General features: G+C 67.5%; 25 protein-coding genes. 23 read left to right on the top strand and 2 right to left on the bottom strand.

Going from position 1 to position 25,916, the window contains the following annotated elements; genetic code table 11:
• Window positions 1-3: 3 nt before the first annotated feature.
• The 9 genes from dnaX to HWY45_RS31020 all read left to right on the top strand — a co-directional run bounded on the left by dnaX (window position 4) and on the right by HWY45_RS31020 (window position 9,263).
• Complete coding sequence (gene dnaX / locus HWY45_RS31060; RefSeq protein WP_059882714.1) at window positions 4-2,358, top strand: DNA polymerase III subunit gamma/tau; 2,355 nt, start codon at window positions 4-6, stop codon at window positions 2,356-2,358.
• Window positions 2,359-2,452: 94 nt separating this feature from the next.
• Window positions 2,453-2,779: a YbaB/EbfC family nucleoid-associated protein gene (locus HWY45_RS31055; protein WP_017332240.1), complete on the top strand. Its 327-nt coding sequence runs from the start codon at window positions 2,453-2,455 to the stop codon at window positions 2,777-2,779.
• 31 nt (window positions 2,780-2,810) lie between these two features.
• On the top strand, window positions 2,811-3,407 hold the full coding sequence (gene recR, locus HWY45_RS31050) for a recombination mediator RecR (RefSeq protein WP_017332239.1): 597 nt from the start codon (window positions 2,811-2,813) through the stop codon (window positions 3,405-3,407).
• Window positions 3,408-3,459: 52 nt separating this feature from the next.
• Window positions 3,460-4,665, top strand: a complete 1,206-nt coding sequence (locus HWY45_RS31045; protein WP_059567240.1) for a CaiB/BaiF CoA transferase family protein — start codon at window positions 3,460-3,462, stop codon at window positions 4,663-4,665.
• A 117-nt stretch (window positions 4,666-4,782) separates the two neighbouring features.
• Complete coding sequence (gene surE / locus HWY45_RS31040; protein WP_059567238.1) at window positions 4,783-5,544, top strand: 5'/3'-nucleotidase SurE; 762 nt, start codon at window positions 4,783-4,785, stop codon at window positions 5,542-5,544.
• A complete protein-coding gene (locus HWY45_RS31035; RefSeq protein WP_059882712.1) occupies window positions 5,541-6,479 on the top strand; it encodes a protein-L-isoaspartate(D-aspartate) O-methyltransferase in 939 nt (312 codons plus the stop codon). Before surE ends, HWY45_RS31035 begins: the two co-directional genes overlap by 4 nt.
• Window positions 6,480-6,484: 5 nt before the next feature.
• Window positions 6,485-7,375 carry a peptidoglycan DD-metalloendopeptidase family protein gene (locus HWY45_RS31030; protein ID WP_059567235.1) on the top strand — a complete coding sequence of 297 codons (891 nt, stop codon included), beginning with the start codon at window positions 6,485-6,487 and terminating at the stop codon, window positions 7,373-7,375.
• Window positions 7,376-7,386: 11 nt separating this feature from the next.
• Window positions 7,387-8,478, top strand: a complete 1,092-nt coding sequence (gene rpoS, locus HWY45_RS31025; RefSeq protein ID WP_059567234.1) for an RNA polymerase sigma factor RpoS — start codon at window positions 7,387-7,389, stop codon at window positions 8,476-8,478.
• Between the two features lie 5 nt (window positions 8,479-8,483).
• Window positions 8,484-9,263 carry a 3'-5' exonuclease gene (locus tag HWY45_RS31020; protein ID WP_059567232.1) on the top strand — a complete coding sequence of 260 codons (780 nt, stop codon included), beginning with the start codon at window positions 8,484-8,486 and terminating at the stop codon, window positions 9,261-9,263.
• 6 nt (window positions 9,264-9,269) lie between these two features.
• On the opposite strand, the gene HWY45_RS31015 is transcribed toward HWY45_RS31020, so the two are convergent.
• Complete coding sequence (locus tag HWY45_RS31015; RefSeq protein WP_059882710.1) at window positions 9,270-10,133, bottom strand: endonuclease/exonuclease/phosphatase family protein; 864 nt, start codon at window positions 10,131-10,133, stop codon at window positions 9,270-9,272.
• A gap of 70 nt (window positions 10,134-10,203) precedes the next feature.
• On the opposite strand from HWY45_RS31015, the gene rlmD reads away from it, so the two are divergent.
• A complete protein-coding gene (gene rlmD, locus HWY45_RS31010) occupies window positions 10,204-11,601 on the top strand; it encodes a 23S rRNA (uracil(1939)-C(5))-methyltransferase RlmD (RefSeq protein ID WP_175038411.1) in 1,398 nt (465 codons plus the stop codon).
• A 71-nt stretch (window positions 11,602-11,672) separates the two neighbouring features.
• Here rlmD and HWY45_RS31005 read toward each other — a convergent pair whose 3' ends face one another.
• On the bottom strand, window positions 11,673-12,371 hold the full coding sequence (locus HWY45_RS31005) for a Bax inhibitor-1/YccA family protein (protein WP_006761414.1): 699 nt from the start codon (window positions 12,369-12,371) through the stop codon (window positions 11,673-11,675).
• Window positions 12,372-12,620: 249 nt separating this feature from the next.
• On the opposite strand from HWY45_RS31005, the gene ndk reads away from it, so the two are divergent.
• The 13 genes from ndk to HWY45_RS30940 all read left to right on the top strand — a co-directional run bounded on the left by ndk (window position 12,621) and on the right by HWY45_RS30940 (window position 25,858).
• Complete coding sequence (ndk, locus tag HWY45_RS31000) at window positions 12,621-13,046, top strand: nucleoside-diphosphate kinase (RefSeq protein WP_059882708.1); 426 nt, start codon at window positions 12,621-12,623, stop codon at window positions 13,044-13,046.
• Between the two features lie 56 nt (window positions 13,047-13,102).
• A complete protein-coding gene (gene rlmN / locus HWY45_RS30995; protein WP_059567223.1) occupies window positions 13,103-14,242 on the top strand; it encodes a dual-specificity RNA methyltransferase RlmN in 1,140 nt (379 codons plus the stop codon).
• Between the two features lie 168 nt (window positions 14,243-14,410).
• Complete coding sequence (locus tag HWY45_RS30990; RefSeq protein WP_059882706.1) at window positions 14,411-15,448, top strand: helix-turn-helix domain-containing protein; 1,038 nt, start codon at window positions 14,411-14,413, stop codon at window positions 15,446-15,448.
• Window positions 15,449-15,560: 112 nt separating this feature from the next.
• Window positions 15,561-16,865 carry a flavodoxin-dependent (E)-4-hydroxy-3-methylbut-2-enyl-diphosphate synthase gene (ispG, locus tag HWY45_RS30985; RefSeq protein WP_059567419.1) on the top strand — a complete coding sequence of 435 codons (1,305 nt, stop codon included), beginning with the start codon at window positions 15,561-15,563 and terminating at the stop codon, window positions 16,863-16,865.
• 15 nt (window positions 16,866-16,880) lie between these two features.
• On the top strand, window positions 16,881-18,221 hold the full coding sequence (gene hisS / locus HWY45_RS30980) for a histidine--tRNA ligase (protein WP_059567219.1): 1,341 nt from the start codon (window positions 16,881-16,883) through the stop codon (window positions 18,219-18,221).
• Window positions 18,222-18,276: 55 nt separating this feature from the next.
• Window positions 18,277-18,906 (top strand): tetratricopeptide repeat protein, encoded by a 630-nt coding sequence (locus HWY45_RS30975; RefSeq protein ID WP_059567217.1) that lies wholly within the window; start codon window positions 18,277-18,279, stop codon window positions 18,904-18,906.
• 41 nt (window positions 18,907-18,947) lie between these two features.
• On the top strand, window positions 18,948-20,093 hold the full coding sequence (gene bamB, locus HWY45_RS30970) for an outer membrane protein assembly factor BamB (protein ID WP_059567215.1): 1,146 nt from the start codon (window positions 18,948-18,950) through the stop codon (window positions 20,091-20,093).
• A 242-nt stretch (window positions 20,094-20,335) separates the two neighbouring features.
• Window positions 20,336-21,673, top strand: a complete 1,338-nt coding sequence (der, locus tag HWY45_RS30965) for a ribosome biogenesis GTPase Der (RefSeq protein ID WP_059567213.1) — start codon at window positions 20,336-20,338, stop codon at window positions 21,671-21,673.
• A gap of 164 nt (window positions 21,674-21,837) precedes the next feature.
• The gene (gene hfq, locus HWY45_RS30960; protein ID WP_006399927.1) at window positions 21,838-22,077 is read left to right on the top strand and encodes an RNA chaperone Hfq; all 240 of its coding nucleotides are present in this window, start codon (window positions 21,838-21,840) and stop codon (window positions 22,075-22,077) included.
• A 72-nt stretch (window positions 22,078-22,149) separates the two neighbouring features.
• Entirely contained in the window at window positions 22,150-23,313 is a 1,164-nt protein-coding gene (gene hflX, locus HWY45_RS30955; RefSeq protein WP_175038413.1) for a GTPase HflX, read from the top strand.
• A 47-nt stretch (window positions 23,314-23,360) separates the two neighbouring features.
• On the top strand, window positions 23,361-24,713 hold the full coding sequence (gene hflK / locus HWY45_RS30950) for an FtsH protease activity modulator HflK (protein ID WP_059882704.1): 1,353 nt from the start codon (window positions 23,361-23,363) through the stop codon (window positions 24,711-24,713).
• 14 nt (window positions 24,714-24,727) lie between these two features.
• Window positions 24,728-25,630, top strand: a complete 903-nt coding sequence (hflC, locus tag HWY45_RS30945) for a protease modulator HflC (RefSeq protein ID WP_059567207.1) — start codon at window positions 24,728-24,730, stop codon at window positions 25,628-25,630.
• A gap of 36 nt (window positions 25,631-25,666) precedes the next feature.
• Window positions 25,667-25,858, top strand: coding sequence for a DUF2065 domain-containing protein (locus HWY45_RS30940; protein WP_059567203.1), 192 nt, complete (start codon window positions 25,667-25,669; stop codon window positions 25,856-25,858).
• The last annotated feature ends 58 nt before the right edge of the window (window positions 25,859-25,916 follow it).

Genomic DNA, 25,916 nt, shown 5'->3' with positions numbered 1-25,916 from the left:
CCGATGACCTATCAAGTTCTCGCACGCAAGTGGCGTCCGAAGGATTTCGCTTCGCTCGTCGGCCAGGAGCACGTCGTCAGGGCGCTCACGCACGCGCTCGACGGCGGGCGTTTGCATCACGCCTATCTGTTTACCGGCACCCGCGGCGTCGGCAAGACGACGCTGTCGCGCATCTTCGCGAAGGCGCTCAACTGTGAAACCGGCGTGACGTCGCAGCCGTGCGGCGTATGCCGCGCCTGCCGCGAGATCGACGAAGGCCGCTTCGTCGATTACGTCGAGATGGATGCCGCGAGCAACCGCGGCGTTGACGAAATGGCCGCGCTGCTCGAGCGCGCGGTGTACGCGCCCGTCGATGCGCGCTTCAAGGTCTACATGATCGACGAAGTGCACATGCTGACGAACCACGCGTTCAACGCGATGCTGAAGACGCTCGAGGAGCCGCCGCCGCACGTCAAGTTCATCCTCGCGACGACCGACCCGCAGAAGATCCCGGTCACGGTGCTGTCGCGCTGCCTGCAGTTCAACCTGAAGCAGATGCCCGCCGGGCACATCGTGTCGCACCTCGAGCGCATTCTCGGCGAAGAGAAGATCGTGTTCGAGCCGCAGGCGCTGCGCCTGCTCGCGCGCGCGGCGCAGGGCAGCATGCGCGATGCGCTGTCGCTGACCGATCAGGCAATCGCTTATTCGGCCAACGAAGTGACGGAGACGGCCGTGTCGGGCATGCTCGGCGCGCTGGACCAGACCTACATGGTGCGTCTGCTCGACGCGCTCGCGGCCGGCGGCGGCCCGGAAATCCTGGCGATCGCCGACGAGATGTCGCTGCGCAGCCTGTCGTTCTCGACCGCGCTGCAGGATCTCGCGAGCCTGCTGCACCGGATCGCCTGGGCGCAGTTCGCGCCGGGGTCGGTGCTAGACGAATGGCCGGAGGCGGCCGACCTGCGCCGCTTCGCCGAGACGCTGAGCCCCGAGCAGGTGCAGCTGTTCTATCAGATCGCAACGGTCGGGCGTGCCGAACTGGGCCTCGCGCCCGACGAGTACGCCGGATTCACGATGACGCTGCTGCGGATGCTCGCGTTCGAGCCCGCCGCGAGCGCCGGCAGTGCGCCGGTCGGCCAGCCGTCCGCGCCGCGCGCCGTGCCGGGGCCGCGTGCGGCCGTGCCGGCGGCTGCCGCGAAGCCGGCGGCGGCAGCGCCTGCCGATGCGATGCGCCAGCCGGCTGCGGCTGCTGTTGCCGCGCCGGTCGCGCGACCGGCTGCCGACGCGCCTGCGCAGCCCGACGATCGTGCCGCTGGCGAGCCGCCTGCCGCTGCCGTGGCAACGGCCGTTCCCGCGGCAACTGTGCCGGCTCAGCCGGCCGCGGCAGTCGACGCGCCCGTGGCTGTGTCCGGCGCCGCCGTTGCGAAGAGCGAGCCGCCCGCATCGCCGGCCGAACCCGAATCCCGCGCCGAAGCGGCAGTCGCCGCACCGGCCGAATCCGCGCCGCGCGCCGCGCCGGCGGAATCCGCCGCGCGTCCGGCATCGCGCAGCGGCGGCGCCGCCGCGGCGCTCGACGTGCTGCGCAACGCCGGCATGCGCGTATCGACCGATCGCTCGCGCCCGGCCGCAGCGGCGCAGCCGGCTCCCGCGCCGGCCGCCGCGAAACCGGCCGCGCCGCGTCCCGCGGTGCAGGTGCCCACGCCGCGTGCCGCCGCCCGCGCGCCGCAGCCCGACACGCGTCAGGCGCCGCCGCCGTGGGAAGACATTCCGCCGGACGAGTACGTGCCGCTCAGCGCGGACGAGATGTTCGGCGGCCCGCCCGACGACGGTTTCGTGCCGGTCTTCGACAGCGGGCCGGACGACGTGCGTATTGCGCCGAATGGTGCGCCGAAGCCGGCGGAAGCCCGGCCGTCCGCGCCGCTCGACACGCGTCCGCTGCCGCCTGCCATCGCGCTCGACCCGATCGGCTTCGACGGCGAGTGGCCCGCGTTGGCCGCACAGCTCCCGTTGAAGGGCGTCGCGTTCCAGCTCGCGTTCAACAGCGAGCTGACGGCCGTCGACGCGACGACGCTCAAGCTTTCCGTGCCCGTGCCGCAGTACGCGGACGCGGCCCAGGTCGCGAAACTGAAGGCCGCGCTCGCGGATGCGCTCGGCAAGCCGGTCGACGTCGCCGTCGAGGTCGGGCCGGCGCGGCGCACCGCGGCAGCGCTCGACGCGGCCGCACGTGCGGCGCGCCAGCGCGAGGCGGAGCAGGAGATCCACGCGGATCCGTTCGTCCAGCAGCTCGTGCGCGAATTCGGCGCCCGCATCGTCGACGGCTCGGTGCGGCCGCTCGCCGATGCCGCCGTGCCGGCGGGCGGCGTGCCGCCGACGCTGCATTGAACGAACCGCGCGGCGGCAGGCACAATCACGCCCGTACACATTGGCCGGCACGCGCCGCGTGCCGGTTTTCACACGATCAAGAAGGAGTATTCCCATGTTGAAAGGCAACATCGCCGGACTGATGAAGCAAGCGCAGCAAATGCAGGAAAACATGAAGAAGATGCAGGAGCAGCTTGCGCAGATCGAGGTCGAGGGCCAGTCGGGCGCGGGCCTCGTCAAGGTGACGATGACGTGCCGCAACGAAGTGCGCCGCGTGTCGATCGACCCGAGCCTGCTCGCGGACGACAAGGACATGCTCGAGGATCTCGTCGCGGCCGCGGTCAACGACGCCGTGCGCAAGGCCGAAGCGACCTCGCAGGAAAAGATGAGCGGCATGACGGCCGGCCTGCCGCTGCCGCCGGGCTTCAAGCTGCCGTTCTGAGCGGCGCGTCCGTGTCCTTGCCCGCCGACGCATGAAACAGCCGTCCGCCTTGTCCGCCCTCGTCGAAGCGCTGCGCGCGCTGCCCGGAGTCGGGCCGAAATCCGCGCAGCGCATGGCGTACCACCTGATGCAGCACGATCGGGAGGGGGCGGAGCGGCTCGGCCGCTCGCTGCTGTTTGCGACCGAGCATCTGCAGCACTGCGAGAAGTGCAACACGTTCACGGAAGCGCAGATTTGCGAAGTCTGCAGCGACACGGAGCGCGACCCGACGCTCCTGTGCGTCGTCGAGACGCCGGCCGACCAGATCATGCTCGAGCAGACGATGACCTATCGCGGGCTGTACTTCGTGCTGATGGGGCGGCTGAGCCCGCTCGACGGCATCGGCCCGAAGGAAATCCATTTCGACCGGCTGGTGCGGCGCGCGTCCGACGGCATCGTCAAGGAAGTCGTGCTCGCGACCAACTTCACCAACGAAGGCGAGGCCACCGCGCATTATCTCGGCCAGACGCTGAAGGCGCGCGGGCTCGCGGTGACGCGTCTCGCGCGTGGCGTGCCCGTCGGCGGGGAGCTGGAATACGTCGACGCGGGCACGATCGCGCGCGCGATGCTCGATCGCCGCACGATGTAACGCTTCGGTGGCCGCCGTTCTGGCGGCGCCGTTCCTCATCCCAGGGAGACACATGAGCACCAGCCAGGGCCCGCTCGCGGGCGTCAAAGTGCTCGAGTTCGGTACGCTGATCGCGGGGCCCTTCGCGTCGCGGCTGTTCGCCGAATTCGGTGCGGAAGTCATCAAGATCGAGGATCCGAAAGGCGGCGACCCGCTGCGCAAGTGGCGCAAGCTCCATCCGGAGGCCGGCGGCACGTCGCTGTGGTGGTCGGTGCAGGCGCGCAACAAGAAATCGGTCACGCTCAATCTGAAGTCGGACGCCGGAAAGGCGATCGCGCGCCAGCTCGCGCGCGAGGCGGACATCGTGATCGAGAATTTCCGCCCGGGGCTGCTCGAGAAGCTCGGGCTCGGCTACGACGTGCTGTCGGCCGACAATCCGGGCCTCGTGATGGTGCGCCTGTCCGGCTACGGGCAGACCGGCCCGTATCGCGACCGGCCCGGCTTCGGCGCGATCGCCGAATCGATGGGCGGGCTGCGTCACATCACCGGTTACCCGGAATTGCCGCCGCCGCGCATCGGCATTTCGATCGGCGATTCGATCGCCGCGCTGCACGGCGTGATCGGCGCGATGATGGCGCTGCATCATCGCAACGTGAACGGCGGCGCGGGGCAGGTGGTCGACGTCGCGCTGTACGAAGCCGTGTTCAACATGATGGAGAGCGTCGTGCCGGAGTACGGCGTGTACGGGATGGTGCGCGAGCGCACCGGCGCGTCGCTGCCGGGCATCGTGCCGTCGAACACCTACGCGTGCCGCGACGGCAGCATCGTGATCGGCGGCAACAGCGACCCGATCTTCAAGCGGCTGATGAAGGCGATCGAGCGCGACGACCTCGCCGACGATCCGGCGCTCGCGCACAACGACGGACGCGTGCCGCGCACCCGGGAAATCGATGACGCGATCGCCGCATGGCTCGCGCCGCGCACGATCGATGCCGCGCTCGAGGTGCTCAATGCGGCGGACGTGCCGGCCGGGCGCATCTACAGCGTCGCGGACATGTTCACCGATCCGCAATTCGTCGCGCGGCAAATGATCCAGCGCTTCAAGCTTGCCGACGGCACCGACATTCCGCTGCCGAACATCACGCCGAAACTGTCGGGCACGCCGGGCGAAACGCGCTGGCTCGGGCCGGCGCTCGGCGAGCATACCGACGAGGTGCTGCGCGGCCTCGGCTACGACGCGCAGGCGATCGCGGCGCTGCGCGAAGCCGGGGCGATCTGAGCCGGGAAGGCCGCCGCAAACGCGTGCCCGCTTGCGGCGGCGCACCGCGTGCGGGCGTGCGTTTGCGGCGGCCCGACTGTCGCTCTCGCGCCATCTTTCCTCGGTTACAATCGCCGCATGCGAATCCTACTCAGCAACGACGACGGCTATCTCGCCCCCGGTCTCGCGGCGCTCCACGACGCGCTGCGGCCGCTGGCCGACCTCACGGTGACGGCGCCCGAGCAGAACTGCAGCGGCGCATCGAATTCCCTGACGCTGTCGCGGCCGCTGTCGATCCAGCGTTCCGCGAGTACGGGTTTCTTCTACGTGAACGGCACGCCGACCGACTCGGTGCACATTGCGCTGACGGGCATGCTCGACACGAAGCCGGATCTCGTTGTCTCGGGCATCAACAACGGCCAGAACATGGGCGAGGACACGCTCTATTCGGGGACAGTTGCAGCGGCGACCGAAGGCATCATGTTCGGCGTGCCCGCGATCGCGTTCTCGCTGGTCGACAAGGATTGGGCGCATCTCGCCGACGCCGCACGCGTGGCCGCCGAGATCGTGCAGCACTATCTCGCGCATCCGCTGCCGGGCCAGCCGTTGCTGAACGTCAACATCCCGAACCTGCCATATGGTGAGCTGAAGGGCTGGAAGGTCACGCGCCTCGGCAAGCGTCATCCGTCGCAGCCGGTGATCCGCCAGGCCAACCCGCGCGGCGAGCCCATCTACTGGATCGGGCCGGCGGGTGCGGCGCTCGATGCGAGCGAAGGCACCGATTTCCACGCGGTCGCAAACGGTTTCGTGTCGATCACGCCGCTGCAGCTCGATCTCACGCATACGCAAATGCTGCCTGCGACGCACGACTGGGTGCGCGCCGGGGGGCGCGCTTCATGAGCGGCGAGCGCGCGAAGCGGTTCCCGCTCGCGCTCGAAGATCTCAAGCGAGCGCCGCGCAAGGCCGAAGGCCGGGCGGGCGAGCGCGCGCAGGACGGTCGCCCGTCGCGCGGCGGCGCGAACGCGCTGGCGAAGTCGGCGGACAAGGCGGGTGGGCCCAGGCCGGCCGCGCCGGCGCCTGTCACACCGAAGGCGCTCGTATCCGGCAAACCCGCCACGCCGAAACCGACGGCGCTCAATCTTGCGCCGCCCAAGCCGGCCGCGTCGAACCTTGCGCTCGCGGGAACGCTGGCGCTGACGTCGGAACGCGTGCGTGAACGGATGGTCGAACGCTTGCGCGCGAACGGGGTGACCGACGCGCGCGTGCTGGAGGCGATGGCCGCGGTGCCGCGCCACATGTTCGTGGATCCCGGGCTTGCAACGCAGGCCTACGAGGATTCCGCGCTGCCGATCGGCCACCAGCAGACGATTTCGAAGCCGTCGGTCGTCGCGCGAATGATCGAACTCGCGATGGCCGGCCGAACCCTTGAGCGCGTGCTGGAAATCGGCACCGGCTGCGGCTATCAGGCCGCGGTGCTGAGCCACGTGGCGCGCGACGTGTATTCGATTGAACGCATCAAGCCGCTCTATGAGCGCGCGAAGCTGAACCTGAGGCCGCTGCGCGTGCCGAATATCCGTCTCCATTACGGCGACGGGCGGGTGGGCCTGCCGTCCGCAGCGCCGTTCGATGCGATCGTGATCGCAGCGGCCGGGCTCGATGTGCCGCAGGCGCTGCTCGAGCAGCTCGCGATCGGCGGACGGCTCGTCGCGCCGGTCGGCGCGCAGAGCGGGCAGCCGCAGGTGCTCACGCTCGTCGAGCGCGTTGCGCACGCGCAGTGGCGGGAGTCGCGGCTTGATCGCGTTTTCTTTGTCCCTTTAAAATCCGGAGTAATTTGAAACCGATGAGTATGTTGCGCGCGATGCAAAACAACCGTTCGAACGAACCGCTCACGCTCGCCCAGCGCGCGATCTGTGTGGCTGCGTTCACTACGCTCCTGGCCGCCTGTGCGACGCGGCTCGACAACGCGCCTGTCGTCGACCGCTCCGGCTCGCTCGGCACGACGCCGGCCGCCCAGCCTGCGGTGCCGCTCGGCCCGCCGCCTCCGGGTTACTACCGTGTGAAGCCGGGCGATACGCTGTACCGGATCGCACTGGAGAACGGGCAGAACTACCGCGACATCGCCGCGTGGAACAACCTGGCAAACCCGAATCAGATCGAGGTTGACCAGTTGCTGCGCGTCGCGCCGCAGGCCGGCGCAACGGCTGCCGGCGTTGCGCCGGGCGCCGCGCCGATCGCGGGCGGCGCTGTCGCCACCGCGCCGCTGAGCAGCGGCCCGGCCACGCCGCCGCGCGGCGCATCGGCGGCGACCGCCGCACCGCCAGCCGCCGCGGCGGCGTCGAGCGACACGCCGGCTGCGTCGAGCGGCCCCGTGACGTTCTCGTGGCCCGCACGCGGCCCGGTGCTGAACAATTTCGACGACGCGAAGAACAAGGGCGTCAATATCGGCGGCACCACCGGCGAGACCGTGAAGGCGGCGGCGGACGGCCGCGTCGTCTACGCCGGCAATGGGCTGCGCGGCTACGGCAACCTCATTATCATCAAACACGATGCAACTTACCTCACGGCATATGCACACAATCGCGCTTTGATGGTAAAAGAGGGGGACGCGGTGACGAAGGGGCAAAAGATCGCCGAGATGGGTAATAGCGATGCCGACCGCGTGATGCTGCATTTCGAGGTTCGCCGTCAGGGTAAACCTGTCGATCCGCTGAAGTATTTGCCGCCTCAATAACCGAGACGACCATGCCGAAATCGAAGCGCCACGAGCCGCAAGCCGAGTCTGAAAAGATCAGTCGCGCCACGCAGGGATCGGTGGAGCGAACTGGCGCTTCGACGGAAGATGAGGACGACGCCGCGGACAGCGAGCGCGAGTTCGAGGCGCGCGATGCCGACGCCGATGCGGACGGCGGCGACGAGCGTGAAGGCCGGGCGGAGGCGTCGCCCGATCTGGACGATTTCCGCGCACTGCTGCAGGCGGAGCTGACCGCCGACACGATCCAGCATTACCTGAACCGCATCAGCGTCAAGCCGCTGCTGACCGTCGAGGAAGAGCAGCGCTATTCGCGCCTCGCGAAGGCCGGCGAATTCGAGGCGCGGCAGGTGATGATCGAGCGCAACCTGCGCCTCGTCGTCAGTATCGCGAAGGGTTATCTGAATCGCGGCGTGCCGCTGCTCGACCTGATCGAGGAAGGCAACCTCGGCCTGATGCACGCGATCGAGAAGTTCGATCCGACGCGCGGCTTCCGCTTCTCGACCTATGCGACGTGGTGGATCCGGCAGAGCATCGAGCGGGCGATCATGAACCAGGCCCGCACCGTGCGCCTGCCGGTGCACGTGATCCGCGAACTCAACCAGGTGCTGCGCGCGAAGCGCCACCTCGAAAAGAACTCGATGTCGACGGGCGAGGCGGCCGAACGCCGCGAAGCCAGCATCGACGACATCGCCTACCTGACCGGCAAGACCGCCGAGGAAGTGACCGACATCCTCGCGCTCAACGAGCACACCGCGTCGCTCGACGCGCCGCTGGATCTCGATCCGGCGAGCAGCCTGCTCGACCTGCTGCCGGACGACCAGAGCCAGTCGCCGGACGCCGAGGTGCAGCACCGCGAGCTCGAGACGCTCACGCGCGCCTGGCTGTCGCGGCTGTCCGACAAGCACCGGCACGTGATCGAGCGCCGCTTCGGCCTGAATCACATCGAGCCGGCGACGCTCGAGGAGCTCGCCGACGAAATGGGACTCACGCGTGAGCGGGTGCGGCAGATCCAGCAGGAAGCGCTGGTGCGTCTCAAGCGGTTCTTTGCCTCCAACGGCGTTCGCAAGGACGCCGTCCTGTAAAACTGATGACTCCGATTCTGGTTTTTGACATCGAGACGATCCCCGATGTCGACGGCATTCGCCGTCTCGACGATCTGCCCGCGACGCTCGACGATGCCGCGGTGGCCGAACATGCGTTCGCCGCGCGCCGCGAGAAGACCGGCAGCGATTTCCTGCCGCACCACCTGCAGCGCATCGCGGCGATCTCGTGCGTGTTCCGCGACAACACCGGCTTTCGCGTGCGCTCGCTCGGCACGCCGCAGGACAACGAAGCGACGCTGATCCAGTCGTTCTACCGCGTGATCGAGAAGTACACGCCGCAGCTCGTGTCATGGAACGGCGGCGGCTTCGACCTGCCGGTGCTGCATTACCGCGCGCTCGTGCACGGGATCACCGCGACCCGCTACTGGGATCTCGGCGAGGACGACCGCGACTTCAAGTGGAACAATTACATCTCGCGCTACCACTCGCGGCATACCGACCTGATGGACGTGCTCGCCATGTATCAGGCGCGCGCGAACGCGCCGCTCGATGCGCTCGCGAAGCTGTGCGGCTTTCCCGGCAAGCTCGGGATGGACGGCAGCCAGGTCTGGACCGCGTTCCGGGAAGGGCGGATAGAGGAGATCCGCAGCTACTGCGAAACCGACGTCGTCAACACGTATCTGCTTTATTGCCGCTTCCTGCTGATGCGCGGCGGCCTCACGCCGAGCGAATACGCGGACGAGATCCTGATCGTCAAGAATGCGCTGGCGCAGGAGCTGGGGCCGCACTGGGTCGAGTATCTCGCCGCGTTCGGCGACGCGTAATGCGTCTTAATCCAGTTCGAGCACGATCGGCTGGTGATCGGATGCGCGTACGTCGCCGTCGATCTCGCAGCGCCGGACGCGCGGCAGCAGCGTGTCGGTGACGAACACGAAGTCGCATGTGAGCGGCCCGTCGGACCATTGCGCCGTATCGTAGACGCCGGCCGTCGGTGGCGGCGCGACGCCCGGGTGCCGCGCGGCCCACGCGTCGACGAACGGCGGCGCGCCGTCGACTGGTTCGAGAAGGCGCCGATAAGCGTCGCTGTCGTACGGGCTGTTGAAGTCGCCGCAGATGATCGCGTCGCGCGGCTGCGCGGTCGAGCTGAACGGGCCGTCCGCATTCTCGGCCCGCGCGGGGCGGTCGGCGTGCGAGCAGGCTTCGCGATGCCGGTCGCGCAGCGCATCCACCTGCGCGCGCCGTTGTCGCTCGGAATAATATTCAAGGTGAGTGGTGGTCACGCGCAGCGGGCCCGACGCGCTCGTCAGCTCGACTTCGAGCGCGACGCGCGGCATCGACGGCGCGGCGTCGTCCGCCGGCCATGGCAGCAGCAGGCGCATCACGCGCCCGACCGGCAGGCGGGTGGCGATCGCGTTGCCGAACTGGCGGCGCGGCGCGCCGGATGTGCCGGGCGCGGTGCGCGGCAGGTCGGCGCCGATCGCCTCGACGATCGTGTAGCCGGGCAGCAACGCGGCCAGTTCCGCGAACTGGTCAGGGCCGGGCCCGCCGGCCAGCGCGCCGAACCCGCGCGTGACTTCCTGCAGGCACAGCACGTCGAAGTCGCCGAGCCGGCGTGCGGCGGCGATCGTACGGGGGAGGTCGACGACGCCGTCCGCGTCCCGACCCCATTGGATGTTCCAGTCGATCAGTCGCATGTTCGAATCTCCGTGAGGAAGCGGTCCTTCGTCTACAATCTCGCCTTTCAACGTTTGTCAGGAAAAGCTGGTGTCTGAAGCCGTCCCCACTTCTGCGCGCAAATTGAAAAGCGTGCCCGCCGCGCCCGCAAGCGCCCCGGTTCTCGAGATCGAATCGCTCGACATGGAAGCGCGCGGTGTCGGCCGCGTGACGACCGAGGACGGCGAGCCAGGCAAGGTCATCTTCGTCGAGGGCGCGCTGCCCGGCGAGCGTGTGACCTATTCGAGCTACCGGCGCAAGCCGAGTTACGAGCAGGCGACGGTTGTCGATATTCTGCGCCCGAGCGTGATGCGTACGCAGCCGAAATGCGCGTTTTTCGGCACCTGCGGCGGCTGCTCGATGCAGCATCTCGACATGCGCGCGCAGGTCGCGATCAAGCAGCGCGTGCTCGAGGACAACCTGTTGCATCTCGCGAAGCTGCGTGCGGAGACGGTGTTCTCGCCGATCCACGGCCCGTCGTGGGGCTACCGCTACCGCGCACGCCTGACCGTGCGCAACGTCGTGAAGAAGGGCGGCGTGCTGGTCGGCTTCCACGAGAAGAAGAGCAGCTACGTCGCCGACATGACGAGCTGCGAGGTGCTGCCGCCGCACGTGTCGGCGATGCTCGTGCCGCTGCGCCGATTGGTCGAGGGGCTGTCGATTCGCGATCGCATGCCGCAGATCGAGCTGGCGGTCGGCTCGCAGGTCACGGCGCTGGTGCTGCGCGTGCTGGAGCCGATCAACGCGGCCGACGAAGCGCTGCTGCGCGCATTCGCCGACGAGCACAAGGTGCAATTCTGGCTGCAGCCGAAGGGCCCGGACACGGTGACGCCGTTCTATCCGCTCGACGTCCCGCTCGACTACACGCTGCCCGAGTTCGGCATTCGCATGCCGTTCAAGCCGACGGACTTCACGCAGGTCAACCACCAGATCAACCGTGTGCTGGTCGGCCGCGCGCTGCGCCTGCTCGCGCCGTCGCGCGACGACCGCGTGCTCGACCTGTTCTGCGGGATCGGCAACTTCACGCTGCCGCTCGCGCGCATCGCGCGAGAGGTGGTGGGCATCGAGGGCAGCGAAACGCTGACCACGCGCGCGCTCGCGAATGCGCGCGAGAACGGCGTCGACGGCCACACGACGTTCGCGTGCCGCAACCTGTTCGAGGTAACGGCCGACGACATCCGCGCGCTGGGCGCGTTCGACAAGTTCCTGATCGACCCGCCGCGCGAAGGCGCGCTCGCGGTTTCGAAGGCGCTGGCGGACATCGCGCAGAGCGGCGAGGGCCCACTGCCGCGCCGGATCGTCTATGTGTCGTGCAACCCGTCGACGCTCGCGCGCGATGCGGGCCTGCTCGTGCACGAGGCCGGCTACCGGCTGAAGGGCGCGGGCGTCGTCAACATGTTCCCGCATACGTCGCACGTCGAATCGATCGCGCTGTTCGAGCGCGACTGATCGCGCAACGCCGGCGCGCATGAAAAAACCGGCCCGAGGGCCGGTTTTTTTGCTTGCTGCGGGCGGGAACGTCAGTTGCGGTTGCCGCCGAAGATGCCAAGCAGGGCCAGCAGGTTCGTGAACACGTTGTACAGGTCGAGGTAGATCGCGAGCGTGGCCGAGATGTAGTTCGTCTCGCCGCCGTTCACGACGCGCTGCACGTCGAACAGCATGTATGCCGAGAAGATCGCGATCGCGAGCACCGACACGGTCAGCATCAGCGCCGGCAGCTGCAGGAAGATGTTCGCGACCGATGCCAGCAGGATCACGATCACGCCCATGAACAGCCACTTGCCGAGGCCCGAGAAATCGCGCTTGCTGACGGTGGCGATCGTCGCCATCGCGGCGAAGATGATGCCGGTGCCGCCGAACGCGAGCATGATCAGCGACGGGCCGTTCGAGAAACCGAGGATGAAGCTGAGCAGGCGCGACAGCATCAGGCCCATGAAGAACGTGAAGCCGAGCAGCACAAACACGCCGGCGGCGCTGTTCTTGGTGCGCTCGATCGCGAACATGAAGCCGAACGCGATCGCGAAGAACGCGAGGAGGCTCATCATCGGGCTGGTGGCCGCGAACAGCGAGAAGCCCGTCGCAACGCCGACCCATGCGCCCAGTACTGTCGGCACCATCGAGAGCGCGAGCAGCCAGTAGGTGTTCCGCAGTACGCGATTGCGCACCTCGGCGGTGCTGACGGAACCGCCGCGGCCGAAATTGTACGGATAGTCGTTCATGGTTTCTCCTAACATTGGACGCGTGGGCGCCCGGGGCCGGCCTGGCGCGCGCGGTGTGCGGCGCAGCATGCCGGTGCAGCTATGGCTAAGATACGTTCCGCGCCGGGAGGTTTCAATGGCAGGACGGCGCAAAACATATGGATTTGGAACCTTTCATGCATGTAAGGGTTCAATCGCAATGATACACGGGTTCGTGCTACAATAGCGGATTCATTTGGAAGTGTAACTTCTTAATTTTTTGGAGTTTTTATGGCAATCGAACGCACCCTGTCGATCATCAAGCCGGATGCGGTGGCAAAGAACGTGATCGGCCAGATCTACAGCCGCTTCGAAGGCGCCGGCCTGAAGATCATCGCATCGCGCATGGCACACCTGTCGCGTGCGGACGCAGAGAAGTTCTACGCTGTTCACGCAGCGCGCCCGTTCTTCAAGGACCTCGTCGATTTCATGATTTCGGGCCCGGTGATGATCCAGGTTCTGGAAGGTGAAGGCGCGATCCTGAAGAACCGCGACCTGATGGGCGCGACGGATCCGAAGAAGGCGGAAAAGGGCACGATCCGCGCCGACTTCGCGGACAGCATCGATGCGAACGCAGTGCACGGCTCGGACGCGCCGGAAACGGCAGCCGTCGAAGTTGCGTTCTTCTTCCCGGAAATGAACGTCTACTCGCGTTAAGCACTGACTGACATTCAGGCAGGCAGGATTCAGCGCACGCGGCAAGGCAGGACACCATGACGATCGAAACTTCCGTCAATCTTCTCGACTTCGACGCCGAGGGGCTCGTCGCATATTGCGGCAGCCTGGGCGAGAAGCCGTTCCGCGCCAAGCAGCTGCAGCGCTGGATCCACCAGTACAACGCCGGCGATTTCGACGGCATGACCGATCTCGCGAAGTCCCTGAGGGAAAAGCTCAAGGGCCGCGCGACGATCACGATGCCGGACATCGCCAGCGATCACGTTTCCGCCGACGGCACGCGCAAGTGGCTGATCGACGTCGGGAACGGCAATGCGGTCGAAACCGTGTTCATCCCGGAAGAGACGCGGGGCACGCTGTGCGTGTCGTCGCAGGCCGGGTGCGCGGTGAACTGCCGCTTCTGCTCGACGGGCAAGCAGGGGTTCTCCCGCAATCTGTCAACGGGCGAAATCATCGGCCAGCTGCGCATGGCCGAATTTGCGTTGCGCGCCTCGCTGGGCCGCGCGCCCGGTCCGAACGGCAAGGCCGAACGGGTGATCACCAACGTGGTGATGATGGGCATGGGCGAGCCGCTGCTGAACTACAGCGCGGTCGTGCCGGCGATGCGGCTGATGCTCGACGACAACGCCTACGGGCTGTCGCGCCGGCGGGTCACGCTGTCGACGTCCGGCGTGGTGCCGATGATGGACCGCCTCGGCGCCGAGCTGCCGGTTGCGCTGGCCGTTTCGCTGCACGCGCCGAACGATGCGCTGCGCGACGAGCTCGTGCCGCTCAACAAGAAGCATCCGCTGCGCGAGCTGATGGCGGCTTGCCAGCGCTACCTGAAGGTCGCGCCGCGCGATTTCATCACGTTCGAATACTGCATGCTCGACGGCGTCAACGACACCGAGGCGCATGCGCGCGAGCTGCTCGCGGTGACGCGCGACGTCCCGTGCAAGTTCAACCTGATCCCGTTCAATCCGTTTCCGGAGTCGGGGCTCATTCGTTCGAAGCCGGAGCAGATCAAGCGCTTTGCGCAGGTGCTCATCGACGCCGGCGTCGTCACGACCGTGCGCAAGACGCGCGGCGACGACATCGACGCCGCATGCGGCCAGCTGGCCGGTGCCGTGAAGGATCGCACGCGCCTCGCGGAGCGTATGGGGGCAGCAGGAAAAATCATCGAGGTTCGGGCGGTTTAACGGGGTCGCTTAGACGGGGTCGCCCGGGCCTTTTTTGCAGTACAACACGCGAATAGCGATCGGACGCGGCGCCTCGGGCGCCGCGCATGGTATGGACGACGCGCGGGCGCCGCGCCGGCATGGGCCGGCAGCACCCGCCAGTGAAGAAGAATCGACGCGAGGACAAGGATGAGTGAGCCGCAGCCGTCAAACGGCGCAGAGACGAATGCCGCGAAGCCGGCAACGGCTGGACTGGAATCATTGACGGCCGTCGGGGGGCGGCTCGCGCAGCTTCGGGAAGCGAAAGGCTGGTCGGTCGACGACGTGTCGGCGCGGCTCAAGGTCGCACCGCAGAAGCTGCGGGCGCTCGAGGCGGGCGATATCAGCCACCTGCCGGGCGTGACGTTCGCGCTCGGCGTCGTGCGCAGCTATGCGAAGATGCTCGGCGTCGATCCGGAACCGTTTGCACAGGCATTGCGCCGTGAGCGCGGTGTGCCGGAAGTGGACCTGTCGATGCCGGCGTCGTCGGGGACGGATCTGCCGCGCGGCCGCGTGTCGATTCCGCTCGGCGGCTCGTCGCGCCATCGCCCGTGGTTGTGGGGCGCGGCGGCGGCGGTCGTCGCGATGATCGCGGCGGCGATGTGGCACACTGGCGGCGAATCGTCGAACTGGCTGGCGCGCTTCAAGGCCGGCGGCGCGCAAGGCGCATCCGCCGTGCAGGCGCCGGTCGCGGCTTCCGCTGTCGGCGAGGCGAGCGCGGCCGGTGCATCCGCGGTTGCCGTCACTGAAGCGTCGGCGCCTGCGTCGGCTGCGGTTGCGGCAGCACCGCAAGTGGTGGCGTCGGCTGCTCCGGCTGCGTCGACGGCCCCGGCAGCTCCGGTCGAGGCCGCACCGGCGTCGCAGCCCGCGGCTGTCGTGCCGGCGGCGAGCGCGCCCGTGGCGGCAGCGGCCCAGCCGGCGAGTGTGGTGGTCGCGGCAGGCCAGTCGATGGTCGAACTGAAGGTCAAGCAGGACTGCTGGTTCAGCGTACGCGACAAGAACGGCAAGGAGCTGTTCTCCGCGCTGGTGCGCGCCGGCGAGACGAAGCAGGTCGCGGGCGACGGGCCGCTCAAGGTCACGATCGGCAACAAGGCGGGCCTCGACGCGATCGCGTTCGACGGCAAGCCCGTCGATCCGGCAAAATATTCGGCAGCGCGGGGGAACGTGGCGCGGTTCACGTTGCCCTGACGGTAAGCGCCGTGGCGAGGGTCTGTCGTGGGTGTCGACAGGCCTCGAGGACACGGCGCTTTTTCAATTCATGCGCCGCGTCGCGGCGCATTCGGCGTAAATGGATCTATCGATGCAATCCGAAGCTCAATCCCCACGCAGCAGTCAGATTTGTTCAACCGAGCCGGTGTTCGGCGGGCATGCGGCGCGTCGTGTATCGCATGCGGTGAATGTCCGCTGGGGCGGGCAGCTCGTGACGATCGGCGGCGATTCGCCGGTGCGCGTGCAGTCGATGACGAATACCGACACCGCGGACGCGATCGGTACGGCGATCCAGATCAAGGAACTCGCGAACGCGGGCTCCGAGCTGGTGCGCATCACCGTCAACACGCCCGAGGCCGCGGCCGCCGTGCCGGCGATCCGCGAGCAGCTCGACCGGATGGGCGTGACGGTGCCGCTCGTCGGCGACTTCCATTACAACGGCCACCTGCTGTTGCGCGACCATCCGGGCTGCGCGGAGGCGCTGTCGAAGTACCGGATCAACCCCGGCAACGTCGGCCAGGGCGCGAAGCGCGACACGCAGTTCGCGCAGATGATCGAAGCGGCGATCAAGTACGACAAGCCGGTGCGCATCGGCGTGAACTGGGGCAGTCTCGACCAGGACCTGCTCGCGCGCATGATGGACGAGAACGGCGCGCGCGCGCAGCCGTGGGACGCGCAGAGCGTGATGTACGAAGCGCTGATCCAGTCGGCGATCGGCTCGGCCGAACGCGCGGTCGAGCTGGGCCTCGGCCGTGACCGCATCGTGCTGTCGTGCAAGGTCAGCGGCGTGCAGGACCTGATCGCGGTGTACCGCGAGCTCGCGCGCCGCTGCGGCTTCGCGCTGCACCTCGGGCTGACCGAGGCCGGCATGGGTTCGAAGGGCATCGTCGCGTCAACGGCGGCGCTCGGCGTGCTGCTGCAGGAAGGCATCGGCGACACGATCCGCATTTCGCTGACGCCGGAGCCGGGCGCGTCGCGCACCGGCGAAGTGGTCGTCGGCCAGGAAATCCTGCAGACGATGGGCCTGCGCTCGTTCGCACCGATGGTGATCGCGTGCCCGGGCTGCGGCCGGACGACGAGCACGCTGTTCCAGGAGCTCGCGATGCAGATCCAGACCTACCTGCGCGAGCAGATGCCGGTGTGGCGCAAGGAATATCCGGGCGTCGAAACGATGAACGTCGCGGTGATGGGCTGCATCGTCAACGGCCCGGGCGAATCGAAGCACGCGAACATCGGCATCAGCCTGCCGGGCTCCGGCGAGAACCCGGCCGCACCGGTCTTCATCGACGGCGAGAAGGTCAAGACGCTGCGCGGCGAACGCATCGCCGAGGAATTCCAGCAGATCGTCAGCGACTACGTCGAACGCAACTACGGCCGCGCGACGGCCGCGAACTAATCCGTCACACACACGATGACTGAACAAAAACGCAAGATCGAGAAGCTCACCGGCGTCAAGGGCATGAACGACATCCTCCCGCAGGATGCCGCGCTGTGGGAATTCTTCGAAGCCACCGTGAAATCGCTGTTGCGCGCGTACGGCTACCAGAACATCCGCACGCCGATCGTCGAGCACACGCAGCTCTTCACGCGCGGCATCGGTGAAGTCACGGACATCGTCGAGAAGGAGATGTACAGCTTCACCGATGCGCTGAACGGCGAAAACCTGACGATGCGGCCCGAGAACACGGCCGCCGTCGTGCGCGCGTCGATCGAGCACAACATGCTGTACGACGGCCCGAAGCGCCTGTGGTACATCGGCCCGATGTTCCGTCACGAGCGTCCGCAGCGCGGCCGCTATCGCCAGTTCCACCAGGTCGGCGTCGAGGCCCTCGGCTTCGCGGGCCCGGATGCGGACGCGGAAATCATCATGATGTGCCAGCGCCTGTGGGACGACCTCGGCCTTACCGGCATCAAGCTCGAGATCAACTCGCTGGGCCTCGCGGAAGAGCGCGCGGCGCACCGCGTCGAGCTGATCAAGTACCTCGAGCAGCACGTCGACGCGCTGGACGCCGACGCGCAGCGTCGCCTGTATACGAACCCGCTGCGCGTGCTCGACACGAAGAACCCGGCGCTGCAGGACATCGTGCAGAACGCGCCGAAGCTGATCGATTTCCTCGGCGACGAATCGCGCGCGCACTTCGAAGGGCTGCAGCGCCTGCTGAAGGCGAACAACATCCCGTTCAAGATCAACCCGCGTCTCGTGCGCGGCCTCGACTACTACAACCTGACCGTGTTCGAGTGGGTCACCGACAAGCTCGGCGCGCAGGGCACGGTCGCGGCCGGCGGCCGCTACGATCCGCTGATCGAGCAGCTCGGCGGCAAGCCGACCGCCGCGTGCGGCTGGGCGATGGGCATTGAGCGCATTCTCGAGCTGCTGAAGGAAGAGGACCTCGTGCCCGAGCAGGACGGCGTCGACGTCTACGTCGTGCACCAGGGCGATGCGGCGCGCGAGCAAGCGTTCATCGCCGCCGAGCGCCTGCGCGACACGGGCCTCGACGTGATCTTCCACTGCAGCGCCGACGGCGCGACGGCCAGCTTCAAGTCGCAGATGAAGCGCGCCGATGCGAGCGGCGCCGCATTCGCGGTGATCTTCGGCGACGAGGAGATCGCGAACGGCACGGTGGGCGTGAAAGCGCTGCGCGGCACGGGTGCGGAAGGGGAAAAGAACGTTCAGCAGACCGTACCGGTCGAAAGCTTGACCGAATTCCTAATCAATGCGATGGTTGCATCCGCCGAAGACGGCGACGACTGATCGCGCTGGCATTCGCTCGACAAGAACAGCCTGAACAGGAAGGAATCGCTCGCCGATGAGTTACCACGACGAACAAGAATCGATTGAAAGTGTCAAGGCGTGGTGGGCCCGCTGGGGCAATCTCACCACGTGGATCGTGCTTGCGGCGCTGGTCGTCGCGGCCGGCTTCAACGGCTGGAATTACTGGCAGCGCCGTCAGGCCGCGCAGGCGTCCGGGCTGTACGAGCAGGTGCAGAAGGCCGCCGCGTCGAACGACAAGGCGACGATCGCCCGCGCCGCCGCCGACATGGAAGACAAGTACGGCAGCACGGCCTATGCGCAGATGACGGCGCTCTCGGCCGCGAAGGTGCTGTACGCGGCCGGCGATACCGCGGCTGCGAAGGCGCAACTGCAATGGGCGGTCGATCACGCGAAGGACGACGAGTACAAGCAGATTGCGAAGCTGCGCCTCGCGTCGCTGCTGCTCGACGAGAAGGCGTACGACGCGGGGCTCGCGCTGCTGTCGGGCACGCCGGCCGATGCATTCAAGGGCCTCGTGGCCGATCGCCGCGGCGATCTGCTCGCGGCGCAGGGCAAGGCGGACGACGCGCGCGCCGCGTACAAGCTCGCGCTCGACAGCCTGCCGAAGGAAGACATGTCGGCCCGTCAGCTCGTGCAGTTCAAGCTCGACGCGCTGGGCGGCTGAGCCGCGGCCCCATCAACCTCTTAACTTTGCTTCGCTAACCGATGAATTTGCTGAAACGTTACGCTGTGCCCGTTGCCTGCGCGGCGGCCGTCCTGGCATTGGCGGCCTGCTCGTCATCGAAGGACGCGCGCCGGGTGCCGACGCCGCTGACCGAGTTCAAACCCGTCCTCGACGTGCAACAGGTCTGGTCGTCGAGCGTCGGCAAGGGCGGTCGCTTCCTGTTCTCGCCGGTCGCGGTGGGCGATGCGATCTTCGCGGCCGGCGAAAACGGCTCGGTCGAGAAGATCGATGCAAAGACCGGTCAGCGGATCTGGCGCACCAAGCTCGACTCGGACCTGTCGGCAGGCGTCGGCAGCGACGGCAACCTGACCGCGGTCGGCGCGCTGAAGGGCGGCGTGTTCGTGCTCGGCCCGGACGGCAAGCTGCTGTGGAACACGAGCGTGCAGGGCGAGATCTTTTCGCCGCCGCTCGTCGGCAACGGGCTCGTGATCGTCCGCACGATCGACGGCCAGGTGATTGCGTTCTCCGCGCAAACCGGCGAACAGAAGTGGAACTACCGCAACCGCGCGGTGCCGCTGAACCTGCGTGTGTCGGCAGGCATGACGTTCGCGGGCGATGCTGCGGTGCTGGCGGGCTTCCCGGGCGGCGGCCTCGTCGCGATCAACCTGCAGACGGGCGAGCCGTTCTGGCAGACGCCGGTGTCGTTCCCGAAGGGCGTGACGGAAGTCGAGCGGATCAACGACGTCAGCGGTCCGCCGACGCTCGTCGGCGCGCAAACCTGCGCAGCGACGTTCCAGGGGCAGCTCGGCTGCTTCGATGCGAACTCGGGCCGCCCGCTGTGGGAGAAGGCGTTCTCGAGCCGCAGCGGCGTCGCGCAGGACGACTCGGTCGTCGCCGGCGGCGACGACTGGTCGGTCGTCACCGCCTACGACGCGGCGACGGGCAACGAGCTGTGGCGCAACAACAAGCTGAAGAGCCGCGACGTCGGCGTGCCGTACCTGCTCGGCCATGCGGTCGTGCTGGGCGACTACAAGGGCTTCGTGCATTTCCTGTCGCGCGAGGACGGCACGTTCATCGCGCGGATGAAGACCGACGGCAGCCCGATCACGGCGGCGCCGGTCCTCGCGGGCAGCACGCTGGTCGTGCAGACGCAGGACGGCGGCCTGTACGGCTTCCGTCCGCGCTGACGCGGCGACGCGCGGGCGCGGCGCGCGGGGTGTCCCGCTCGCCGCACCGCGCATGAAACAAAGGCGGCCGGTGTTCCCGGCCGCTCGGTATTTGAAAGGCAGTTCGAGACGAAAGATCGACGGCGCGCATCGTGCGCCGGGCGCGCGCATCCGGCGCAGCGCGAATTCGTGATATTTTCATTCAGCGCAGCCGCCCGCAGCAGCGGGCCTCCCGCTGCTGCGCATCACCGTAGACAACACAGATGAAACCGGTCATTGCCCTCGTTGGGCGCCCCAATGTGGGGAAATCCACGCTGTTCAACCGGCTCACGCGCTCGCGCGATGCGCTCGTCGCCGACTTGCCGGGCCTGACGCGCGATCGCCATTACGGCGAGGGGCGGGTCGGCGCGCGGCCGTATCTCGTCGTCGACACGGGCGGCTTCGAGCCGGTCGCGAAGGACGGCATCCTGCACGAAATGGCGCGCCAGACGCGGCAGGCGGTCGAAGAGGCCGACGTCGTCGTGTTCATCGTCGACGGCCGCAACGGGCTCGCGCCGCAGGACAAGTCGATCGCCGACTACCTGCGCAAGACCGGCCGGCCGATCTTCCTCGTCGTCAACAAGGCCGAGGGGATGAAGTACACGGCGGTCGCGACCGACTTCTACGAGCTCGGGCTCGGCGACCCGCGCGCGATCTCGGCCGCGCACGGCGACGGCGTGACCGACATGATCAACGAGGCGCTGGAGGTCGCATACAAGGACCACCCGGAAGAGGAGGACGAGAACGATCCGTCGCGCGGCATCAAGATCGCGATCGTCGGCCGGCCGAACGTCGGCAAGTCGACGCTCGTCAACGCGCTGATCGGCGAGGATCGCGTGATCGCGTTCGACATGCCGGGCACCACGCGCGATTCGATCTACGTCGACTTCGAGCGCAACGGCAAGAAGTACACGCTGATCGACACGGCCGGCCTGCGCCGCCGCGGCAAGGTGTTCGAGGCGATCGAGAAGTTCTCGGTCGTGAAGACGCTGCAGTCGATTTCCGACGCGAATGTCGTCATTCTTCTGCTGGATGCGCAGCAGGACATTTCCGACCAGGACGCGCACATCGCGGGCTTCGTCGTCGAGCAGGGGCGTGCGCTCGTGATCGGCGTCAACAAGTGGGACGGGCTCGACGAGCACGCGCGCGATCGCGCGAAAGCGGATTTGACCCGCAAGCTGAAATTCCTCGATTTCGCGAAATCCCACTTTATTTCCGCCGCGAAGAAGACCGGCATCGGCACGCTGATGCGCTCGGTCGACGATGCATACGCGGCGGCGATGGCGAAGCTGCCGACGCCGAAGCTCACACGCGCGCTGATCGACGCGGTCGAGTTCCAGCAGCCGCGCCGTCGCGGCCCGGTGCGTCCGAAGCTGCGCTATGCGCACCAGGGCGGCCAGAATCCGCCGATCATCGTGATCCACGGCAACGCGCTCGACGCGGTGACCGAAACCTACAAGCGCTACCTCGAGAATCGTTTCCGCGAAACTTTCTCCCTGACCGGGACTCCATTGCGCATAGAGTTCCGTTCGTCGAACAATCCGTACGCGGACAAGAGCTGACGCACGCCCCGCACGCCCGTTTTCACGCGTCCCGCAAGGGATAGGCCGTATGGCCCGGGCCCGGGCGGGGCAGGCAAAATCGGCTATAGTGTAGCGATTGGCGCCGGATCTCTTTTTCTTCGTCGCCAATCCAGATCAACCTGCAAAAAAAGATGGAGTACGCCATGAGCAACAAAGGGCAATTGTTACAAGACCCGTTTTTGAACGCACTGCGCAAGGAGCACGTTCCGGTTTCGATTTATCTCGTGAACGGCATCAAGCTCCAAGGGAACATCGAATCGTTCGACCAGTACGTCGTGTTGCTCCGTAATACGGTGACCCAGATGGTCTACAAGCACGCCATCTCGACGGTCGTGCCGGCGCGCCCGGTGAATTTCCACCCGGACGCGGAAGCCTCGTCCTAACCTATCGCCGCGGCCGGCATCCGGTCGCCGCGTGCGACCGATGCCAGCCGCCAAATCTTGACACCTGACAATTTGATCAACGCAGCGCTCGTCGGCATCGATTTCGGCAAGACCGATTTCGAAGCCAGTCTCGAAGAACTCAGTCTTCTCGCATCCAGCGCGGGTGCACATCCCGCCGTCACGCTGACCGGCCGCCGGTCCAGCCCCGATGCCGCGATGTTCGTCGGCAGCGGAAAAGCCGAAGAATTGCGGCTGGCCTGCGAAGCCAACGACGTCGAAATCGTCATCTTCAATCACGCGCTCGCACCGGCCCAGCAACGTAATCTGGAACGTGCGCTTAACAGGCGCGTCGTCGACCGCACCAGCCTCATCCTCGACATCTTCGCGCAGCGCGCACGCAGTCACGAAGGCAAGCTGCAGGTCGAACTCGCGCAACTGCAATACCTGTCGACCCGGCTGATCCGCGCGTGGACCCACCTCGAGCGGCAAAAGGGCGGTATCGGCCTGCGCGGCCCCGGTGAAACCCAGCTCGAAACCGACCGCCGGCTGATCGGCGAGCGCATCAAGATGCTGAAGTCCCGCCTCGATCGGCTGCGCCGGCAGCACAGCACGCAGCGCCGCCAGCGGGCCCGCAGCGGCACGATGTCGGTGTCGCTCGTCGGCTATACGAACGCGGGCAAGTCGACGCTGTTCAATGCGCTGACGAAAGCGCAGGCATACGCGGCCGACCAGCTGTTCGCGACGCTCGACACGACGTCGCGGCGCGTGTATCTCGGCGACGACGTGGGCCAGATCGTGGTGTCGGACACCGTCGGCTTCATTCGCGAACTGCCGCACCAGCTGGTCGCGGCGTTCCGCGCGACGCTCGAGGAAACGATCCACGCTGACTTGCTGCTGCACGTCGTCGATGCGTCGAGCGCGGTGCGGCTCGAGCAGATCGAGCAGGTCAACGGCGTGCTGCACGAGATCGGCGCCGACACGATCCGGCAAGTGCTGGTGTTCAACAAGATCGACGCCGTGCCCGAGCTGGCGGCCCGGGGCGACGCGGTCGAGCGGGACGAGTATGGTAATATTTCGCGCGTCTTTTTGAGCGCGCGCACCGGTCAGGGTCTGGACGCGCTGCGCGCCGCCATCGCCGAAATCGCCTCCGCGGAACATCTTGCCGGCGCGATGCCGTTCGACGGCGCGCCCGCAGAATCACACGAAGACCACACGCTTTCCGAACACGGGCGCTAGCCGGTCCCGGCCGGTTTGCCGGCGTCTAATCTGGTGAACAAACTCTGGTGAACGAATACAACGAGCGGAGTACCTGGCGGCGGATGCGCGCCTTGCTGTCGATCAACGATCCTCGCTGGGGACGTAGCGAAGGCAATGGCGAGACCAAGCCCCGCGCGAACGAATCGAAGCGCCCGCCGGGCGGCGACGGCGAAGGCCCGCCGGATCTCGACGAGATGTGGCGCAACTTCAACCGGCGCCTGGGCGGCCTGTTCGGCGGCAAGGGCGGCAACGGTTTCCGTCCGGACAACGGCCGCGCCGCGCGAGTCGGCGTCGGCATCGTGATCGGCGTGCTCGTCGCGGTCTACGCCGGCAGCGGCCTCTTTGTCGTGCCGGAAGGCCAGACGGGCGTCGTGCTGCAGATGGGCCGGCTGGCCGGCACGGTCGGCCAGGGCGTGCACTGGCGCGCACCGTATCCGTTCGCGTCGCACGAGATCGTCGATACGTCGCAGAGCCGCTCGATCGAGATCGGCCGCAGCAATGTCGTGCGTCTCGCGAACGTGAAGGAAGCGTCGATGCTGACGCGCGACGCGGACATCGTCGATGTGCGTTTCAGCGTGCAATACCGGGTCCGTTCGGCGACCGACTACCTGTTTCGCAGCGCCGACCCCGATCGCAGCGTGACGCAGGCCGCGCAGGCCGCAGTGCGGGCGATCGTCGGCACCCGCAGTGCGGCGGACGTGCTCAGCCAGGACCGCGATGCGCTGCGCCAGCAATTGACCGAAGCGATCCGGCGCGATCTCGACCGCTATCAGACCGGCCTCGAAGTCACGTCCGTGACGATGCAGAGCGTCGCGGCGCCCGAGCAGACGCAAGCCGCCTACGGCGAAGTGGCGAAGGCGCGCGACGAGCGCGAGGCGGCGAAGCGCACCGCGCAAGTCTATGCGAACGACCTGCTGCCGAAGGCGCAGGGCGATGCCGCGAAGCTGATCGACGAGGCGAAGGCATATTCGGAGCGCGTCGTCACGCAGGCCGAAGGCGACGCCGAGCGTTTCAAGCAGGTCTATGCGCAATATTCGAAGGCGCCTGCCGTGATCCGTGAACGCATGTACCTGGAGACCATGCAGGAAATCTATTCGAACTCGACGAAGATCTTCGTCGGCAACAAGGGCGGCAACAACGTGCTGTACCTGCCGCTCGACAAGCTGGTCGAGCAGGGCCGGCACGGTGCGGCGGGTGCAGCGGCGCCGGCCGGCGCTTCGGCAGCCGATGGCACGTCCGCGTCCGCGTCCGCATCCGCGCCGGCCGCCGCCGCCATGCCACCGGCCAGCGCGGCCGCTGCCGCGTCGGCAGCCGGCGGCGACACGCTGCGATCGCGTGAAGGGTTCCGCAGCCGGTCGCGTGAAGACGATCTGAAGTAAGGGGAGCGCGAGTCATGAACCGAATCATTGCGCTCGTCGTCGCAATCGTGATCGCCGCCTTTGCGGCATCGTCCACCGTCCTGACCGTCGGCCCGCGCTATGCGGCCGTGTTGTCGGGCCGCTCGGGCGCGGAGCCGACGCTGGCCGGCCCCGGCGTCCATTTCAAGCTGCCGCCGCCGCTGCAGACGGCGACGCTGATCGACACTCGCCTGCAGTCGCTCGAGTCGGCGGATCCGCTGCAGCTTGCCACCGCGGACAAGCACGACCTGCTCGTCAGCTATGCGGTGAAGTACCGCATCGCCGATCCGATGAAGTATTTCGCCGTGACCGGCGGCGAGGCGGCCGCGGCTGCCGATCGCCTCGGCGCCGCGCTGAAGGGCGCGCTCGGCGACGCAATCGGCAAGCGCGCGCTCGACGACGCGATCGGCGGGCAGCGCGCGATCGCAGATGCTGTCCGCGGTGTGCTGCAGACGGCTGCGTCCGGCTTCGGCGTCGACGTGGTCGACGTCCAGCTCACGCGGGTCGACCTGCCGGCTGCGCAGGCCGATGCGGCCTACCAGCGGATGATCACGGCGCTGCGCGACCAGGCCGCCCGGGTGCGTGCCGAAGGCGCGGCGGACGTCGAACAGATCAAGGCCGACGCCGAGCGCGAGCAGCAGGCCGTGCTCGCGAATGCGTACAAGTCGGCGCAGACGATCAAGGGCGAGGGCGACGCGAAAGCCGCGACGATCGCCGCCGACGCGTTCGGCCGCGATCCGCAGTTCTACCAGTTCTACGCGAGCCTGCAGGCCTATCGCAACACGTTCAAGCGCAACGACATCATCGTCGTCGACCCCGACAGCGAGTTCTTCCGCTTCATGCGCAGCCCGACGGGCGGTGCCGCCGCACCGGCGGCGCCTGCCCCCCGCAAACACTGACCTTGGGGCGCCGCGACGCGCGGCGCCGTCGATCGCATGGACCTGGCTGGCTCGTTGTTGCTTGCAGTTGCGCTGATGCTGATTATCGAGGGCGCGTTCCCCTTCGTGTTTCCGTCCGCATGGCGCGACACGTTTCGTAGAATAGCGGAGCGGCCGCCGCATCATATCCGGATCGGCGGGCTGATCGTCATGGCGCTCGGGCTCACGCTGCTGCTGCTCGCCACCTGATCCGGACGGCGCACCGGCCCGTCCGTCCCCGATCCGATTTCGATTCACAACGCGGTGC

The sequence above is a fragment of the Burkholderia stagnalis genome (genome assembly GCF_902830275.1).
In the GTDB taxonomy this organism is placed as follows: Bacteria; Pseudomonadota; Gammaproteobacteria; order Burkholderiales; family Burkholderiaceae; genus Burkholderia; species Burkholderia stagnalis.
This window is presented reverse-complemented; position numbering and strand designations above follow the sequence as displayed.